We start from the raw sequence: 18,225 nt of genomic DNA on the forward strand, positions 1-18,225 counted from the left end.
TTTCTTTGGGTTGTCGAGTCTTTCCTTTACGACGAAGGACGCTTAAATCCAGATCAATCAAACCAGCATAGAGCCAGTTATAGATAGTTTAAAAGCTACCATTGGTTTTTGTTTAAGCTGATAGCAGCCACAAATCTGTTCAGGCGACCAGGAGGATTTTAAACCATCCTCAATTTCCTTTTTCAACTCTGGTGTCAAACAAGACTTCCGACCTTTTTGCTTAGCCGTGTGGTTGTACTGTTCCTGTGCTAAGGCTGCGGAATAACCATTTTGGCATCGTCTTAACTCTCTTGAAATGGTAGACTTATGGACGCCAAGTTTGCTTGCAATTTGGCAAGGTTTCAAACCTAATTCTAAGTAGGCTTCTATCTTTATTCGGTCGGTTATGGTAAGATGGGAGTAGCTCATAGTTTTTCCTAGGCTTCTGTTTGTGTGGTTACTTACAGTTTACACCAATGAAAGGCTATGAGTTTTTTGTTGCACTATATTTTACAATTTCTCTTAAAATAAAAATGGTTTATCAGCTCATATTATGATATAATATGAAGGCGTATGATTAGATTTTTGACTTGTGTGTTCGCAAGTATTTACAAAAATGTTACTAGAGTGTTCAGCTCACTCCAGTAATCCCAAAACTAAGGCAAATAGATCTCTTCTGGAAAAAGTTGCAGTATGTTTTATCTCAGTTGAAGGAAGATTTCTATACTGTCGTTCGCATAAGAGTTTTCATGCGCTTTTTTTTAAGGAAAAGATAATGACTAAATTAAATAAATTAGAAACCAAGGATGACTTAGCAAAGCTTCTTGGTTTTAAAAATGCCAGATACATTAACTATTTATTGTATAATATACAAACTGATAGTTTATATACCACCTTCACTATTCCTAAAAAGAATGGTGGAGAAAGAGTTATACATGCTCCTAAAAAAGAGTTAAAATTTCTTCAGAAAAAATTAGCTGATATTTTATGGGAGTGCTACCTCGAAAGCTTGGAATCTAAATATAAGGACAAAAACTTTAAAATTCCAGTACTATCCCATGCATTCGAAAAGGGGAAAAGTATTATTACCAATTCCCAAATGCATCGAAACAAGAAATATATTCTTAATATTGATTTGAAGAACTTTTTTGATTCTTTTAATTTTGGGCGAGTAAGAGGCTTCTTTATAAAAGATCGAGATTTTGCTGTTTCACCAGAAATTGCTACTGTAATTGCACAAATTGCATGTTATCAAGGTAAGCTACCACAAGGAGCACCGTCTTCTCCTATCATCACAAATTTAATTACTAGAATTTTGGATTATCGGATTGTCAAAATTGCTAAAAAATATCGTTTTACATATTCTAGATACGCTGATGATATGACTTTTTCTACAAATCGTGAATTAAACTCTAATAAATTGAGAGCAACTAAAGAGTTAGAAAAATTTCTAACAGAATTAGAGGAAGTGATTAACTCTTCTGGTTTTGAAATCAATTCTAAAAAGACACGATTGAGTAATAACATGAAACGTCAAGAAGTTACTGGACTAGTTGTCAATAAGAAAATAAATGTAAAAAGAGAGTACATAAAAAATACTCGTGCAATGGCATTTCAATTATACAAAGATGGAGCTTTCGAAATAGATAAAAAACCAGGTACGCTCAGTCAACTAACGGGACGATTTGCTTTTATTTTTCAAATAGATCAATACAACAACTACTTACTTTATAAAAAATCTCTGATACAAAATAATCTAGATTCGCAAAAATATTTATTAGGAAGAAATTCATCAAAAAAATCTGAATCAAAATACTATTGGAAGTATATCTTTTACAATAAAGACCTACGTAAAGAATTATTCTATAATAAAAAACATAATACATATAATAATTTACCTAAAGAGTTCTACAGTATCCCAGAAAATGAAAAAGAAGTTTATATGTGCTTATTTAATTCTAAAGAAAAAGAATATAAAAAATTTTTATTTTATAGATATTTTTTTGGGAATGATAGACCTATGATTGTTACAGAAGGGAAGACAGATCCTCTATATATTAAAGCAGCCTTAAAAAAACTATATAAGAATTATCCAGAACTTATTGAAAAAGATGGTGATGATTTTATATTTAAAATTGAATTTCTAAATCGCAGTAATACTGTGGAATACCTGTTTAATATCCCAGAAGGTGGAGAAGGTTTCAAGTATTGGTATAATTATTTTTCTAATCAAATACCCGCAAATTTTTTTAATCAAAAATTTCCTACAAAAAATGATGGAAAAGATATCTACAAGGAACTGTATCCTAATTATATAGAGTATTTTTCTAATTTAACAACAAGGAAACCTAAAAATCCTACTATTTTTTTATTTGATAATGAGCCTTCGGGTAATCCTCTTTTTAAATTTTTTAATCATGCTACAGATTTAAATGTTAGTAGCAATAATCTTGGTCAAGTTAGAGGTACATCTTTTTATAAGATTACAAAGAAAGATAGTTTGTATATAATGGCGACACCTTTAATGCCTCACATGAATAACGGTAACTCATCTGATATTGAAGATTTATTATTTTCGTCATCTCAAAATACGGTCCCTATTTTAAAAGGGAAGAAATTTCGTAAAAAAGGGGGTCAAAATTACTATGGAAAAGATATTCTTTCAAAGTATGTTCTGAAGAATTATATGAAATTTGATTTTACAGGGTTTATCCCTTTGCTAGATGGGATAAGAGATAATATTCTAGATTATCAACAGAAATAGAGGATACTGTCAATAATTATGTATAAACACTCAAGTAGAGTTCAATAGCTTACAGTTGTGCACGTCATTTATTTTTTATATCTAATTAATATGCTTTTATATTCAAATCCTAAAAATGGATTAGTTGCTGCTTTTTTACTATCTGTTATTTAATTTAAGAAATAAGAATCGCTATAAGCTTTCAAGAATAGAATAATCGTAAATATATGAGACATTTTGGAGGTTCTTAGATATGAAATTTCATGAATTTGGTGATAAAAATTTGCCTCCCATTTTATTGATACATGGTGGGGGTGGTTCCTGGTGGAGTTATCTTAGACAAGCTCGTCTCCTGTCTCATAATTACCATGTCATTTTACCTACACTTAATGGACACGGAGAAGAGTATCAAGAGGATTATATATCAACGGAAGATTCGGCACAGGAAATTCTAGATTATGTTCGACAAAACTGTGGTGGGAAATTATTTGCTTTAGGTGGAGTTTCTCTTGGTGGTCAAATTGCCATGGAACTTTTGTCCTTAGATAGCGATATAGCTGAGAAAGCCATCATAGATGGAAGTATCTGTATTCCTCAGCCAAGGTTGGCGAGATTTAGCATCTTGTTGGTATCTTTATTTGGTAAACTGATGTTTAGTAAATCCTCTTGTAAATTTCAGTTAAGCTTAATGAATAAATTCTATCCCCAATTAGCTTACCCAGACGAGATAAAAAATTATTATATGGAGGATATGCAAAGGGCACCTATCAAGACATTAGTGATCATCTATAAAACTTATATGGGGCACTACAAATTGAATAGTAGGATTTCTAAAAGTAAGGCGCAGGTTCTCTATATTTATGGTGAAAAAGAATTGAAATGTGTTAAGGAATCAGCTAGATTATTTCAGCAGATGCATCCCAACACTATCTTGTATGAAGCAAAGGGCTATAATCACGGCTATTTATCAGCCTACCTACCTCAAGAGTGGATTGACTTGGTTGTTCCATTTTTGGAGAATAACGATTGATTATACTTTATTAATTTAGAAAGCAGAGTTTCATGGAAGTCAAAAAATATAGTCCTCTCAATTCCTTAAAAAAGATAGCAGATAACCTCTGGATTGTAGATGGGGAAGAAGTACTGATGAATTTCAAACTCTTCAAAGTGCCTTTTTCAACTAGAATGACGGTTATCCGTTTGAAGAATGGTGGTATTTGGGTGCATTCACCGATTAAGCCTAGTGACAATTTGCTTTTTGAAATTAAGCAATTGGGTGAGGTAAAACACCTTATTGCACCCAATGTCTTACATTATAGTTATATAGATGAATGGAATCAACTATTTCCTGAAGCAAAAATCTGGCTAGCTAATGGTGTTCAAAAGCGTGCCAGAAAATCGGGAATGAATTTAGATTATGGTTATGAACTAGAGAAAGCCAATTGGAACGAAGAAATTTGTTTTACGACATTTGAGGGAAGTTTTTACGTGAAAGAGGTTGTTTTTTTTCATACTGAAAGTTCAACTTTGATTTTAACGGATCTTATTGAAAACATAGAAACTGAGAAATTATCGATTTTTGAAAAGCTACTGTTTAAAATAGGCGATAATCACTATCCAAATGGTAAAACACCAAGAGATTTAAGAATAAGTTTCTTATTTGGCAAAAAACAAGCTTTGAGGAGTTATCACAAAATAAAGAAATGGGAACCTAAGAATATTATTATTTCTCATGGACCGTGTATGATTGGACAAGCAAAAGAGATGTTAAAGCAATCGTTCTTCTGGTTAGAAAAATAGGGTTATGTGGTTAAGAAAACTTCTCGAAAGACAAATACGAATACTTCGACCTTTGTATTTAAAAGTTGCATTCATTCGCCGCACGCAAAATAACACCCCACAAGTCACAACTTGTGGGGCATTTTCTTTTATTAGTTTTTCTCTTACAAAATAACGTCTGTTTTTTCAACTTTGTAAAGGGCTATTCCCATGATTAGGGTCAAGACAAGAAGAATTAAAACAGCAGGGGTCCAAGAGTTAAAGAGTTGTTTGCTTGAACCGAACAAAACTGGACCAAGGGCCGCAAAGATATAGCCTCCGGTTTGGGCTAAACCTGATAGTTGGGCTGTTTTTTCAGGCGTGCTAGCCTTCATTGAAAAGGAAACCATCATGTAAGGGAATAGGACACTAGCAGAACTTCCGATTAAGAGGTTAAGTACCAACCAATACACAAAGCTGTCTGTATTGACTAGAAGCATGGCAACTCCGATGAGTCCTGCTAGGACGGTAGCCACTAGCATCAAATGGCGGTTACGATCAGAAAGTTTAGTGATTAGGCTAGGAATGATCATAGAGAATGGAATACTCGTCAGTGTGAAAACGGAAGCTAGAATTCCGGCATTGGCCTCGCCGACACCGGCTTGAGTGGCCATGGTTGGAAGCCAAGTGATAGTGGTGTAGAAGAAGAGTGACTGTAATCCACCGAAAATCATGATGGCCCAAACTTTGCCGCTCTTATACCAACTGCCTGAATTTTCGTTAGTAGAAGTATCTTGTTCTAAATAATGATTGTGACGGACATTGGGGAGCCAAACCACAAGAGCCAAGGCACAGACTGCTGTCAATACCCAGACCAAACCTTGCCATGAGGTTGCCTTAGTGATTGGAACGGCTACTGATGAAGCCACGGCTGTGGACAAGCCCCATGGCTGTAATGTAAAGTGTGGTTAAGAATCCTAACTGATTTGGCTCATTAGCCTGAATTAGGCTTGGGAGAAGGACGTTGATAAAGGCAATTCCAGCTCCGACTAAAAGCGTTCCCACATAAAGAAGAGGGAGATTAAGGGTACGCAAAGCAGAACCAAGTGTCATCACAATTAAAACACCGAGGAAGAGTCTTTCTATACCAAAGCGTTTGGCCCAGCTAGCCGCAAAAGGTGAGAATATCGCAAAGGTCAAGAGAGGGAGACTTGTCAAGAGACCGAGAGAACTGACCTCAACGCCTAGACCAGAAGCAATGTCTGATAAGACCGTAGACAAGGTTGTGAACGGGGCCCGCAAAACGATCCCTAGAAGAAGGATTCCAGGGATTAGAAAATGTGAATGTTTCTGTTTCATAAACTATCTCCATGTTTAATAAGGGTATTTTAATTTTTAAGAATATGACATTAATGCGTCACTACCATCTTACCATAAATGAAGGGGGTGATGAAAGCGATTACGTTGGATTGTCAAGAAAGAATTTTTAGTTTTATAATCCTATTCTGCTGATTATCAAATAGCATAATCTGATTTTTAAAAGACCGAACATGTAGTCCAGCCTCTTTTCAATCTCGTCTTAAATTTCATACCCCATAAGGAGTCCGCCTTCTTCAGCATAAAAGCTACAGAGTCCAGAAGTAGGAAGGACTTCGATGCTTGCTTGGGCAAATTTTTCACGAACCAATTCAGAGAATTGCTCGATAAATTTTTCATTGTTGCGGTGGGCAATCGTAATGTGGCCTCCAGCATAACCAGCCTTGAGGAGTTCATCAAAGGCAGCTTTGATAGCTTTCTTTTGGCCACGAGCTTTTTGAAGCAACTCTAGGGTACCAGTCTTACTAGCTTCACCGACCATACGGATATTGAGGAGTCCAACAACGGTGCCAACCAGTTTACTTAGACGACCATTCTTCACCAAATTATCAACTTTGGCTAAAACAAAGAGCAACTTAGTCTTGGCTTGATAAGCTGTGATGCCATCAACGACTTGGTCAAAATCAAGGCCTTCAGCGACTAAGTGATTGAGTTTACGAACGATAAGGTCGACCTCGCCACCAGCTGACAGGCTATCAATCACGTGAATCTTAGTATCAGGATGCTCTTCCAGATAAATTTTCTTAGCGATTTCAGCACTATTGTAGCTACCAGAAAGGGTTCCAGTAATCGTCACGACGACGATATTGTTCGCTCCTTCAAAGGATTTCATATAATCATCAGGACTCGGACAGGCAGACTTAGAAGCAGTCGTAGTCGCATACATTTCCTCCATCATTTGATCAATATTGAGTTGGGCATCATCCCTGTAAATGGTCTCGCCCACTTGGATAGTCAAAGGAACACTGACAAACTCCGTATCTGGTGCCAGATTGTCCAAAGAACGGTAGTCACAGCCTGAATCCGCAATAATTTTCCATTTCATAGGTTTATACCTCATATCTGCATAATGTACATTGACAAGTGTTTTGTCTTCTTTTACAATTTTATCATGAAGTGCATTGCTATCATAGTAGATCTCATCAGGTGTGACAGATAGAAAGTGAATGTTATGGCAGAAAGAAAAATCTCAGAGAAATCCTTGGAAAATCTCAAACGATTTAACCAAGAAAACAAAGCAATTACACGAGAATCCATTGAAATTTCTCTCCTGCAATTGTTGGAGAAAAAAGACTTTAAAAAGATTACCATATCGGAACTGGTTGAGCGTGCGGGTGTATCTCGTGCTGCCTTTTATCGCAATTATGGTTCTAAGGAAGAGATTTTGAAATCTATTTTTGAGTCTAGCATTGCAAAGATTACTAAGTCCTTGGACGGCTATAATCTCAAGACGGATCTTTACCAAGTCTGGGTTTATCTCCTTAAGGAAGTCAAAAAAGAAGCCAAAATCATCAGTCTTGCCATTGATTATAATTTTGAGCAGGTATTGACCAAGGCCGTTTATGATTTTTTGGAAAAACGAAATGGTAGCTCATCAAATGGTGCCGGTAGTTACCTCAATTCCTTTTGGAGCTCAGCTATTGTCTCAGTGATTTCCAAATGGGTCAAGGATGGCATGAAGACCCCAGCTGAAAAGATTGCCAAACTTGGTCTCCCGCTTTTTCCACAAAAGAAGAAGTAGTAGCCACTGAGAGGTGGTTTTTAAGTAAACTGCACCTTTCCATTACTAGTTCAAATGAATAGATAGAACTGTGCACAGATTATACAAAGGACAAGAACGATGATCGAAGAACGAATTCTTGCTGCTAAGCAGTATGTTAAAACCTTATTTGCTGATCGAGCGGATGGCCATGATGTGGCGCATACCCTTCGCGTCTATACCAATGCTATGAAAATCGCACAAGCAGAAGGTCTATGTGATCTGGAGATAGTGGGCTTGTCAGCTCTTCTTCACGATGCTGATGATTATAAATTGTTTCAAACAGAGAATAATGCGAATGCTCGCATGTTTCTAGAAGAGATTGGTGCTCCTAAAAAGCAAATCGACCAGATTTGTCGGGTTATCAATGCTGTTTCTTTCAGCAAAAATCGCGGTAAACATCCAGAATCGTTAGAAGGCAAGATTGTCCAGGATGCAGACCGCCTGGATGCGATAGGAGCTGTAGGAATTGCGCGAACTTTTTCCTATGGTGGCCACAAAGGGAGACCCCTTACTGATACCGTCCAACATTTCCACGATAAGTTGCTCCTCTTATAAGATGAAATGAACACGGAGACTGCCAAACAAATGGCAGAAAGTCGCCATCAATTTTTAATCACCTTTCTAAAAGAACTAGAGAAGGAATTGGACTGAGTGAAATATTGAAATTAACTTTTATAAAAGACTTATTTGAAAGGAAGATATGCTAAATCAACTAATAAAGAAACCTATTTTAAGTTGTTCAATGATATTTGTTATCTGCTCAGTAGCAAGGCTAATCGAATACTTCTATATGAGGACGGATGAGACCTTCTTATCTGAGAATTTTCTACATAAGCTTTTTGGAATTCTTCTACTGTGGGGAGTCCTTTCAATTTGTAAATTAAGATGGAAAGATATTGGTTTCAGTTCTGACGGAATAGTGAGTGGTATAGGGAAGGGGCTACTCTTTGGCTTAGTGTGTTCCGTCTTTGCATATACAGTTGAGTGCATTGTTCTCTTGTTTCTTCATGGCAATGTTCACTTATCGTTTTACGCCAGGCCAGTGGTTTTTCCTTAACAAACGAAAAAGTATCTCAAGCAGGAATCTTACTTATTCTCTCAAGTGTGTTGTTTAACCTGATAAACGTATGGATGGAAGAAGGAGTTTTTCGTGGCCTTTTCACAAAAATTCTTGAAGGGCTTTCTTACCGCAAGAGTCTATTCTTTATAGCCTTCCTATTTGGAATATGGCACTTGGTAATGCCTTTAAGAGATTATCTTCAAGGAGAATCATCACTATTAAATCTTATTGCCATGGGGATTGGCTATGTTATCCTAGCAGGAATGATGAGTATCAAATGGTCTTTACTTTACAAAATGACAGGTTCCTTGTGGCTAGGACTTGGAGATCATCTTTTCAACAATCTTGCTTCAAATCTTGTCCATGTGGTTTCTAATTCTGAAGTGGATAGTTTGCAGATTGTGAGAATATTGCTATGGCAGTTGTTGTCGTTTGCTATAGTGTTATGGGGTTATCAGAAAACTAACAAGAAAAACTGATAGTCAATCCCTTGCCACTACAACTAATAGAAGGTTCAGTATGCCAATTTATGAATTTTGTGCAGAAAATGTCACTCTCTTAGAAAAAGCCTTTAAAGCTGGTGCTCAACGCGTAGAGTTGTGTGATAATCTGGCTGTTGGAGGCACGACGCCTTCTTATGGTGTCATAAAGGCAGCCGTTGAGCTGGCCAAGGATTATCAGGCTAAAGTGATTGTAATGATCCGTCCACGAGGAGGCGACTTTGTCTATAGCCAGCAGGAATTAGCTATCATGCTGGAAGATATCAAATGTGCGCGTGACTTGGGTGTTGACGGCTTTGCACTTGGTGCTTTGACTTCAGAAAATCAACTCGATACAGAAGCTCTTAAGACCTTACTAGATGCCAGTCGAGGCTTAGAAGTTACCATGCATATGGCCTTTGATCAGATCCCTAAAGCAGATCAACCTAGTGCTATCCAATGGCTTAAGGACCACGGTGTGACGCGTCTTCTCACCCGTGCTGGGACTCCCGAGACTGATTTAGAATCACGCTTGAAACGTTATGCAGAATTGGTTAGGCTAGCAGAAGGTCAGTTGGAGATTTTAGCCGGTGGTGGTATCTCCGTGGCTAATCGTGACCAATTTCTTGCCATACCTGGTCTTGAGCAAGTTCATGGTACACGTGCCGTCTTTTAGATTTCAAAGGAACCAGCTTCTTGGCTTGGTTCCTTTTAATTTTTGTACCATGAAAAGTCACTTTGCCTTTCTAGCCATTCTTTGATAAGCTATTACTATAACATTTAAAAAATTGGGGGATGTATGTTAGATAATTTGTTAAAAAAGAACCCTGTCTTGGGTGTCATTATTTATCCGTTATTAGGTTTAGGAGCTATTTGGCTTGGTCACTATTACTCACAGAGCCTTTCACTATTGGAAAAAACGGGTGGTCAGCTTAAGGTTAATACTTTTGTTTACATTGCCTATCAATTAGGTGGGATCAAACTCGTCATGGGTTTCTTTATTCTTTTAGCGCTTTTCTTTTTCTATCTGGGCTATACTTACTTTAAAAAACTTGGTAATACTCAGAAATAAGGACCATGGTTATACATCGACTGCAGCTACTTGCTTGCAGTCTTTTTCTTTTTTAACTGGTCAACCAGAATCCCCAATTTATGCTAAAATAAAAGTATTACGCTTCAAAAAGGAGATGAGATGAAAGCAGAAGAATGGTAACCTATTTTATAAAGATTTATGGACGTCACCCAAAGATGACAGAGGTTGACGAGGCGATAAAAAATGGCAGTCTCTTGACCAATCGAGCAGAAGTAGAGCGCTTATTGTTAGCATCTAAGAAAAGCATTTGGCAAACCTTAAGTCAGTCTATTGTGACTCATAAGGTCGCAGCGTCAGTTCTTGCAGTTTCTTGTATGACGCTTCTTGGTGGTGGTGCCATTTTTGCTTGGCATTCCCTTCATTCACAAGCTCAACAAATGTCATCCCTTGCGGTCTCTTCGTCAAGCAGTCAGACTGGTCAAACGTCTTCCTCAGACAAGTCTAAACAATCGAGTTCCAGAGCTTCTGAGTCGTCTTCAAACTCTAGTTCTCAAAGTCAGAATGCCTCATCAGAAGTCAAAACGCCTGCCATGGATGTGGATGCTATTCGAAATGGTGATTTTTCAAGCATCGAAGGTGACTGGGTTTCTGACGGTGGTCATGTTGTGACCATTACCAAGTCAGGGCTCACAAAGTCTGAAGAGACAGGAAGTACTGATGGCAAGACTGTCATTAAAGATTTCAATGGTCAGCCTATGTTTTATTTTGCGGACAATGGTCCAGGGCATGGGGTCAATCCTTTTGTGCCTGTGCCAGCCAATCAAGCAGCACCGTCTCCGGACAATTCTGTCAAAGACACAGATCGTTTGGTTCAAATTCCAGAGTCTGCTGGGCCAGGGGTGGTTTACACGTCTTATTACAGAGTGAAAAGCAAGAGCCAGTCCAGCCAGACTAGCCCAACCAATACGACAGCCCTTTGGAATAGTGACAAGGCTGCCAAGCTCGCAAGTTACATGGTGGAGTTTGGGCACAAGATGAATCAAGAAAGTTATAGAAGGCTAACACCTAACGGAAGTGACGATTTCTTTGGTGCCATGTCTTTTGCTAAAAATAACCGCATTATTGTAGGTGAAAAGACTGAACAAAATGCCCCAATGACCAACCAACAAAAGGTAGACGTTGCCTTTTCTGACGATGGTACAGGGACAGCCGACTATATCATTGTAGACAGCTACGGGTATTCAGGTTCCGCCATGATTCTCTATCATTTCACCATCCATAAAGGTCAACCAGTGGTCCTAGTTTCCATGCAAAATCAGGGGAATCCTGAAAACATGTATTATATGTACCCTACCAATAATAAGGACATCCAAGAAGCCTTTGCCAATATTGTGAATGACAAGTGATGGTTTGAGAGGTTAGGAAAAAGCCAATATCTTCAATCTAAAGCCTTGTCAACAAGGCTTTTTCTTGTGGATAAGTATCTTGAGAATGAGTAGTCAGCAAAATCTGGTATAATGAAGCCAAGGAGGTGCCCTATGAAACATCTAAAAAAACAGACGCTAATTCTTTTATCTATCGCTAGCCTATTACTCGTCGGTTTAGCAGTTTTTGCACATATACACAAAAAGGAGGAAAAACCAAGCTACTCCAACCTTAATAGCAAGGCCAGTCTTAATGAGGTGCGAGCCATACTCTCGAAACATTTGAACGAGGAGAGTGTGGATAACTTTATCAATCTGGTTAGGGATTACAATGATACCGTGGGTACTGTTGGACTTTCTGGGGATTTTGCGCCATTTACCAAAACAGACTATGATGTGGAAAAAATCAGTAGCCTGTGGACAGCCAAGCATGGTGACTTTATCGGTACCAACTGCCGTATCAACACCTACACGCTACTGAAAGGCAAAATCAAGATTCCTCAAGTCAAAAGTGATACTGAGCTCCTTTTCCAAGACAAGGACGCCATTGACAAGGGTAAGCTCTTTAATGCCAAGGACCAGGCAAACTTTGACATTCTTTTTTCAAGGGTCAAGACCGAAGCTACCCAAGATGTCAAGGTTCACGCCAAGCATATGGAGGATTACTACAAACAGTTCACCTTTGATGACAAGGCACGCATGCTGTCGGTTGTTGTCCACGATAATTTGGATGGTGATTACCTTTTTGTCGGTCACGTCGGAGTCTTGGTGCCTACGACGGATGGCTACTTATTTGTTGAAAAGTTAACCTTTGAAGAGCCCTACCAAGCCATTAAATTTGCCAGCAAAAAAGATTGCTACAAGTATCTCACAACCAAGTACAAGGACTATACTGGACCAGGCCTAGCCAAACCCTTTATCATGGATAATGACAAATGGGTGGATATGGACTAGCTTAACGTGAAGCGGAAGTTTTAATAGGGAAGAAAAAGGAAGCAAGATATGAAAAGAAAACAAGCCTTGTTGCTTTATCTGGCGGGGACCTTTGGACAGATTTTACTGGTCAGTCTCCTTGTTTGGCTGCTAAGAGCAGGAGAAGTTAGGGTTGATTATGGGACTCCAATTGGCCTCTTTACCCTTATGTTAGGTGGCTTGTCATCAGCCATTTGGGGAGCAATTATTAGCATCCGCTATCATAACTCCAGTTTTAAACAGCTTGTCAGTGATTTTTTCCAAGTCAAACAGCCTCTTAGTAACTATCTCTTAGTCCTCATTTTTCTATGTTTGGATTTTCTACCACTAATCCTGAGTGGAGGTATACTTATCCAAGTTTGGTATTTCCCCATAATTTTATTTGTAAAAGCCCTCGTTTTTGGTGGAATCGAAGAAATTGGTTGGCGCTATTTTTTCCAGCCTACTTTGCAAGAAAAGTTGACCTATCTAGTGTCTACGCTGTGTACCTTTGTAGCCTGGTCACTATGGCATTTACTCTATTTTTACATTGATGGGTCTCTGACTACGATTCATTTATTGCCATTTTTGCTAGGCTTATTAAGCAATTGTTTCATCTTATCCGTAATTTATACAAAGACCAGAAGCCTTTGGCTTTGTGTGATGACACATGCGTTGATCAATGCTTTATCGCAACTGTCATCAGTTGAGAACATTTGGTTATCCCTTGTGATTAAGGTGCTGATAATCCTTCTTGCCATGAGAATTGCTAGTAGCAGTGTGGAGAAAGTTAAATGATAAACCGACTTTTTTCTCACTTTGCTTCAATTATTTATAAATCTTAAGAGTAGTTCAAGACTGCTCTTTTTTCTATGTAATACTCAAATGACCTTGCCCTTCTTTTTGAGGCATGTTATACTAGAAAATGTATTGTCAAAATTTTCTGACATTACAGGTGGAAAGGAGGTGCTAATGCCTTTTAAAATAACAAAACACCTTGTTTTTTCCCGCTACCTAAGCCTGCTCTGTTTGCTTCTATTTTTAGTAGTAGCGTCAGTTTTTATAGCAGTTTCTTTAGGAGCGGTCACTATAGATATAGGTGATACCTATGGTGTCATCCTCAGAAAATTGGGGTTTCCGATGGCCAGTCATAACATAGCCAAACCACTTGAAGCTATTATCTGGAATATGCGAGTTCCTAGGGTTCTCCTAGGGTTAATAGTTGGTGCAGGCCTTTCCATGTCTGGGAGTGTCATGCAGTCAACCGTTAATAATCCGATTGCCGAACCCTATATCCTGGGAATCTCGGCAGGGGCAACTTTTGGAGCAACCTTGGCCATCATTTTAGGCCTTAAGGCTGTGGTAGGCTTGGGTGCCTTTGTGGGGGCTATCCTAGCGACGGTTCTTGTCTTAATCATTGCCTCTATGCAGGGGAGAGTGACCACATCTGGCCTGATTTTATCTGGAACGGTTGTCAATGCCCTCTTTATTGCCTTTGCCAATTTTATAATCTCTATTGGAGCGACAGCAGATAGTGTCATGACCATTAAGTTTTGGACCATGGGTTCATTGACAGGAACATCTTGGTCAGATGTGATGCTTCCAGCAGTAGTGGTTGGTTTGGCCTTTCTCTTTTTCTCAACTCAGTATCGTGTCTTCAATGCCATGATGATGGGAGATGAGGCAGCTTTGACTTTAGGGATTCCACTTAAACTCTACTGGTATCTTTATATTGCCATTGTTGCGGTCATAACGGCCGTCTTGGTTGCTAGCTGTGGGATTATCGGCTTTGTAGGCTTGATTACCCCTCATATTGCTAGAAGTTTAGTCGGAACTAACTATCGTAAGCTTTTTCCAGTGGCAACTCTCTTAGGTTCCTTGTTTGTGGTTTGGTCAGATGTCTTGGCGAGAATCCTCGTCAAAAATGCAGAGCTACCTATCGGTATCTTTACAGCCTTAGTTGGCGCACCTTTCTTTATTTATATTGTGACTAGAAATCGTAGGAAGGTGGTTTAGACTTATGGATGTAAAGTGTCAGGATATTCATTATTCGATTGGAGAGAAAAAAATCCTAAACGGTGTCTCTCTAGAGGTTGAAGGTGGGCAATTCCAGACCATACTGGGACCAAATGGAAGTGGGAAATCAACCTTGCTCAAAACCATTTACCGCCAGTTGAAACCAGATAGCGGTCAGATTTTTCTTGATGGGAAATCCCTAGATCAGATAAGTCTAAAGGAAACTGCAAAAGAAATGGCCGTTGTGACACAGTTTAACACCCTTCAGTTTGATTGTACGGTGGAAGAAATTGTCATGCTTGGCCGAACGCCCCATCTTTCCTTTCTGCAAAAAGAATCGGAGCGGGACCACTTGCTCGTTCAGGATGCCCTAGACAAGGTTGGCATGTCTGAAAAGAAGACACGCTATTATTCGTCCCTATCAGGTGGCGAAAAACAAAGAGTCATCCTAGCGCGTGCCTTGGCTCAGGAACCCAAACTCCTTTTATTGGATGAGCCTACCAATCATTTGGACATAAAGTATCAGTTGGAGATGTTGGCCTTGGTCAAGGAACTCGGCATTAATGTTCTTGCAGTTCTCCACGATATTCAATTGGCCTGTCGTTTTTCAGATTATATCTACTTAATGAAAGGGGGTGAGATTGTTGCCCAAGGTGTCCCAAGGGATGCCGTAACCCCACAATCCTTGCAGGCGGTTTATGATGTTCAGAGTCGTATTACCTGGACGGATGACCAGCAGGCAATGATTCAGTATTTATAAGCCTAGGAAAGGAAGGCCTTATGAACAAGAAAACATTTCGTATCGCATTAATCGCTGCAGCAGTCCTCACATTGACAGCATGCAGTTCTACATATAAAAACAGCACATCATCGTCATCATCAGCAAAAGAAACGGTGAAAAAGACCAAGTCAGAAACCCAGTATCCTTTGACTGTCAAAACTTATGACGATAAAGGAACTGAGCTAGATCAAGTCTTCAAAAAGGCACCAGAAAAGGTTATCACCAATAACCTTTCATCAACTGAAATCTTGATTGAGCTTGGTTTGAAAGACAAAATTGTCGGTATGCTTAACCCTGACAATGAAGTAACCGATAAATATAAGGATGACATTGCTTCAATCCCACATATCGGTGATAAGAAAACAATTTCTCAAGAAGCCATCTTGGCTTACGGACCAGATGCTCTTATTGGTCGTAATATGATGTTCTCAGACAAGTCAATGGGAACCATCAGCACATGGAACAGCAACGACATTCCTGTTTATACCCAAAAAGCTTCTGTCTCAACAACCAAACAAGATTTGAATAATATCATCGAAGATGTTAAAAATATTGGTGACATTTTCAACGTCCAAGACAAGGCAGACAAGTATGCGGGACAACTTCAAAAGCGTATCGACGCTGTTAAAAAGAAAAACAAGTCTTCTGACAAAGACTTGAAGAAGGCTCTTATCATGTGTGCCTACAACGATGAGACCTTTGGAACTTACAAATCTGCCCTTCAAGAAAGCATGCTCAATCAGCTTGGTTATACCAATGTTGCGACAGGAACATCAGATTTGACTCTGGAAAATCTCGTGTCAATGGAACCAGAATTGATTATCTATGTAACCAGTGACCGTAATAAGGCCATGGACAAGGAAGCAACAGACAAGATGGAAAAGAACGCTGTTCTTGAAAATGTTCCAGCCGTTAAAAACAAGAAAATCATGACTATTTCTTATGATGAGCTTATGGATTACGGTCCATCTGTGATTGATTCTCTTGAAAAGGTTAATGACTTTGTTAATAAATAAAGACTTTGTCTGCCATGACATTCAGGTTACGGTTGCCCTTCCTGAGTCTTATGATTTCAAGAAGGCTTATCCAGTTGTTTTTTTGAACGATGGGCAGCTTGAGTATCTGGGAAAAATCGCAGATTCTGTTATCCTGGTTGGGCTTGAACCTCAGAATCGCTTGGATGATTTTACGCCTTGGCAGGCTCAGGCTCTGAGACCTGGAAGCCCTGATTTTGGCGGTAAGCTAGCCAGCTATCATGACCATCTATTTGGCCATATTTTCAAAAGCATTGCACAAGAGTTTCGACTGGATGAAAGTCGCATGGCTTACGGAGGCTATTCGCTGGGTGGTTTGGCTGCTATTTCCAGTCTTTATAGCAGTGATAAGATGCCTTTGATCTTCTCCATTTGTGGATCCTTCTGGTATCCAAATTTTGTAGCTTACTGCAAAGCCCACCAGCCCATCAATAAGTCTTGCTCGGTCTATTTACGTAACGGTTTGACCGAGGGGGCTAATCATAAGAATAGATTGGCCAAAGCTCCTAGTTATGCCAAAGAAGTGCATGAACTTATCAAAAAACAGAGCGTGTCTACTTATTCAGCATTTGACCCCTACGGACATCATGACCATCTCCAAAAAAGATATGACGCTTTTTCGGATTGGTTGATTGAGCAGTGGAAGCTTTAGTTTTAACATGGTGTAAGAAAGAGCACTAGACAGACTAAAAAAGTAGTGAAGAAAATTCCGACGATGGAATCTCTTCACTACTTTTTGTTATGCTCGAAAACTACCATAACAGTTGATGCTTCCGAAAAGTTTTTAGACATGAATCAAAAGACGCCTTAACTCTGTATATTAAAGGTAATTTATTTACCTTTGACTTATATCCTAACTTCAAAAAGGACAGGACTATTATTGTTGCTGATGCAGTAACTTATATCATTTAAAACTTTTTTGTTGGAGAAGTAGAAGGGAAAAAACTATACTTTGGTGCCTGAGAATACTTCGATATGGTTCCCTAGTATTTTTATATCTACTGGAAGATTATCCGATTTGTCTCCATCAACATCTGACTCTAACTCAACCTCTGAAGAAATCCTAATATTACGCGCTTTGATATATTCGATATTATCGTTACCTACTAGATCCCCTTTTAACAAATCTGGGATAGTCGATAATTTAGAAATGATGGATGCATCTTTTAAAATCAAGATATTTCCATATCCATCTGTATTTTCATCAAATAGTTTTTTGTCTGCATAGTAATTAGATAGAAGAACTAAGACCTGACTAGCTTCACCTTCATAATTGCCATTTTCGCTTTCAATACGAACATTAAATACATCGTCTTCTACAACGGACTTCATCGTATTGATTGCATATGCAAAGATACCGTACTTTGTTTTATCTTCAATATCAACGTTATGAATAGCTTCTGGTAAAGATCCAACACTAAAAATATAGCCAAAATAATTTTGATTAGCTTTTCCAACATCAATGGTTTTAGTAAAATTGAAGTCAAGTTCTTCAATCGCTTGATCAATACTTTGGTTGATTTCTAATAGCTTAGTGATTAAATTACCAGTTCCACCAGGAATAATCCCAAGTTTTGGGATGTGATTTTTTTCAGCAATCCCTGAAATAACCTCATTTACAGTACCGTCTCCACCAAAAACAATTACTGCATCATATTTTTCTTTAGAGGCTTTTTCAGCAAATTGAGTTGCATCTTTGGCTTTTTGCGTAATCTTAGTTTCAACATAATCAAAATACTCTTTAGCCTTATTCTCCAAGATCTCTTTATAATCTAATGCTGTTTCTCCTCCAGAAGTTGGATTAATAATTATCATTACTTTTTTCATT

At 38.5% G+C, this 18,225-nt stretch carries 16 protein-coding genes and 3 pseudogenes; 15 read left to right on the forward strand and 4 right to left on the reverse strand.

Features of this window, described 5'->3' with window-relative positions; genetic code table 11:
* Window positions 1-408, reverse strand: a pseudogene (locus HMPREF2867_RS00005) (transposase); the annotation flags it as partial.
* Between the two features lie 346 nt (window positions 409-754).
* On the opposite strand from HMPREF2867_RS00005, the gene HMPREF2867_RS00010 reads away from it, so the two are divergent.
* From HMPREF2867_RS00010 to HMPREF2867_RS00020, 3 genes are all read left to right on the forward strand, one after another.
* Complete coding sequence (locus HMPREF2867_RS00010; RefSeq protein ID WP_070574829.1) at window positions 755-2,743, forward strand: retron Ec67 family RNA-directed DNA polymerase/endonuclease; 1,989 nt, start codon at window positions 755-757, stop codon at window positions 2,741-2,743.
* A gap of 232 nt (window positions 2,744-2,975) precedes the next feature.
* Window positions 2,976-3,752 carry an alpha/beta fold hydrolase gene (locus HMPREF2867_RS00015; protein ID WP_070574832.1) on the forward strand — a complete coding sequence of 259 codons (777 nt, stop codon included), beginning with the start codon at window positions 2,976-2,978 and terminating at the stop codon, window positions 3,750-3,752.
* Window positions 3,753-3,784: 32 nt separating this feature from the next.
* Window positions 3,785-4,522, forward strand: coding sequence for a DUF4336 domain-containing protein (locus tag HMPREF2867_RS00020; protein ID WP_070574835.1), 738 nt, complete (start codon window positions 3,785-3,787; stop codon window positions 4,520-4,522).
* 143 nt (window positions 4,523-4,665) lie between these two features.
* Here HMPREF2867_RS00020 and HMPREF2867_RS00025 read toward each other — a convergent pair.
* A pseudogene (locus HMPREF2867_RS00025) lies at window positions 4,666-5,839 on the reverse strand (MFS transporter).
* Between the two features lie 220 nt (window positions 5,840-6,059).
* Entirely contained in the window at window positions 6,060-6,902 is an 843-nt protein-coding gene (locus tag HMPREF2867_RS00030; RefSeq protein ID WP_070574838.1) for a DegV family protein, read from the reverse strand.
* Between the two features lie 126 nt (window positions 6,903-7,028).
* Between HMPREF2867_RS00030 and HMPREF2867_RS00035 the strand changes: the two genes are divergently transcribed.
* From HMPREF2867_RS00035 to HMPREF2867_RS00090, 12 genes and pseudogenes are all read left to right on the forward strand, one after another.
* On the forward strand, window positions 7,029-7,598 hold the full coding sequence (locus HMPREF2867_RS00035; RefSeq protein WP_021144459.1) for a TetR/AcrR family transcriptional regulator: 570 nt from the start codon (window positions 7,029-7,031) through the stop codon (window positions 7,596-7,598).
* 99 nt (window positions 7,599-7,697) lie between these two features.
* Window positions 7,698-8,270, forward strand: a pseudogene (locus HMPREF2867_RS00040) (HD domain-containing protein).
* A 480-nt stretch (window positions 8,271-8,750) separates the two neighbouring features.
* A complete protein-coding gene (locus HMPREF2867_RS11475) occupies window positions 8,751-9,158 on the forward strand; it encodes a CPBP family intramembrane glutamic endopeptidase (RefSeq protein ID WP_256263043.1) in 408 nt (135 codons plus the stop codon).
* Between the two features lie 40 nt (window positions 9,159-9,198).
* Entirely contained in the window at window positions 9,199-9,834 is a 636-nt protein-coding gene (locus HMPREF2867_RS00050) for a copper homeostasis protein CutC (RefSeq protein ID WP_060972037.1), read from the forward strand.
* A gap of 123 nt (window positions 9,835-9,957) precedes the next feature.
* Window positions 9,958-10,230, forward strand: a complete 273-nt coding sequence (locus HMPREF2867_RS00055) for a hypothetical protein (RefSeq protein ID WP_002885916.1) — start codon at window positions 9,958-9,960, stop codon at window positions 10,228-10,230.
* Between the two features lie 134 nt (window positions 10,231-10,364).
* Window positions 10,365-11,597 carry a DUF4767 domain-containing protein gene (locus HMPREF2867_RS00060; protein ID WP_256263044.1) on the forward strand — a complete coding sequence of 411 codons (1,233 nt, stop codon included), beginning with the start codon at window positions 10,365-10,367 and terminating at the stop codon, window positions 11,595-11,597.
* 132 nt (window positions 11,598-11,729) lie between these two features.
* Window positions 11,730-12,569, forward strand: coding sequence for a DUF4300 family protein (locus HMPREF2867_RS00065; protein WP_021144455.1), 840 nt, complete (start codon window positions 11,730-11,732; stop codon window positions 12,567-12,569).
* A 48-nt stretch (window positions 12,570-12,617) separates the two neighbouring features.
* Window positions 12,618-13,364, forward strand: a complete 747-nt coding sequence (locus HMPREF2867_RS00070) for a CPBP family intramembrane glutamic endopeptidase (protein WP_070574841.1) — start codon at window positions 12,618-12,620, stop codon at window positions 13,362-13,364.
* A 174-nt stretch (window positions 13,365-13,538) separates the two neighbouring features.
* Complete coding sequence (locus HMPREF2867_RS00075) at window positions 13,539-14,582, forward strand: FecCD family ABC transporter permease (RefSeq protein ID WP_070574844.1); 1,044 nt, start codon at window positions 13,539-13,541, stop codon at window positions 14,580-14,582.
* A 4-nt stretch (window positions 14,583-14,586) separates the two neighbouring features.
* Window positions 14,587-15,342: an ABC transporter ATP-binding protein gene (locus HMPREF2867_RS00080; protein ID WP_061652229.1), complete on the forward strand. Its 756-nt coding sequence runs from the start codon at window positions 14,587-14,589 to the stop codon at window positions 15,340-15,342.
* A 20-nt stretch (window positions 15,343-15,362) separates the two neighbouring features.
* Window positions 15,363-16,379, forward strand: a complete 1,017-nt coding sequence (locus HMPREF2867_RS00085; RefSeq protein ID WP_002885936.1) for an ABC transporter substrate-binding protein — start codon at window positions 15,363-15,365, stop codon at window positions 16,377-16,379.
* Window positions 16,360-17,049, forward strand: a complete 690-nt coding sequence (locus HMPREF2867_RS00090; RefSeq protein ID WP_037611460.1) for an alpha/beta hydrolase-fold protein — start codon at window positions 16,360-16,362, stop codon at window positions 17,047-17,049. Before HMPREF2867_RS00085 ends, HMPREF2867_RS00090 begins: the two co-directional genes overlap by 20 nt.
* 293 nt (window positions 17,050-17,342) lie before the next feature.
* Here HMPREF2867_RS00090 and HMPREF2867_RS00095 read toward each other — a convergent pair whose 3' ends face one another.
* Window positions 17,343-18,224: a diacylglycerol/lipid kinase family protein gene (locus tag HMPREF2867_RS00095; protein ID WP_002886150.1), complete on the reverse strand. Its 882-nt coding sequence runs from the start codon at window positions 18,222-18,224 to the stop codon at window positions 17,343-17,345.
* Between the last annotated feature and the right edge of the window lies 1 nt (window position 18,225).

The sequence above is a fragment of the Streptococcus sp. HMSC064H09 genome (assembly GCF_001812625.1).
Taxonomy (GTDB): domain Bacteria; phylum Bacillota; class Bacilli; order Lactobacillales; family Streptococcaceae; genus Streptococcus.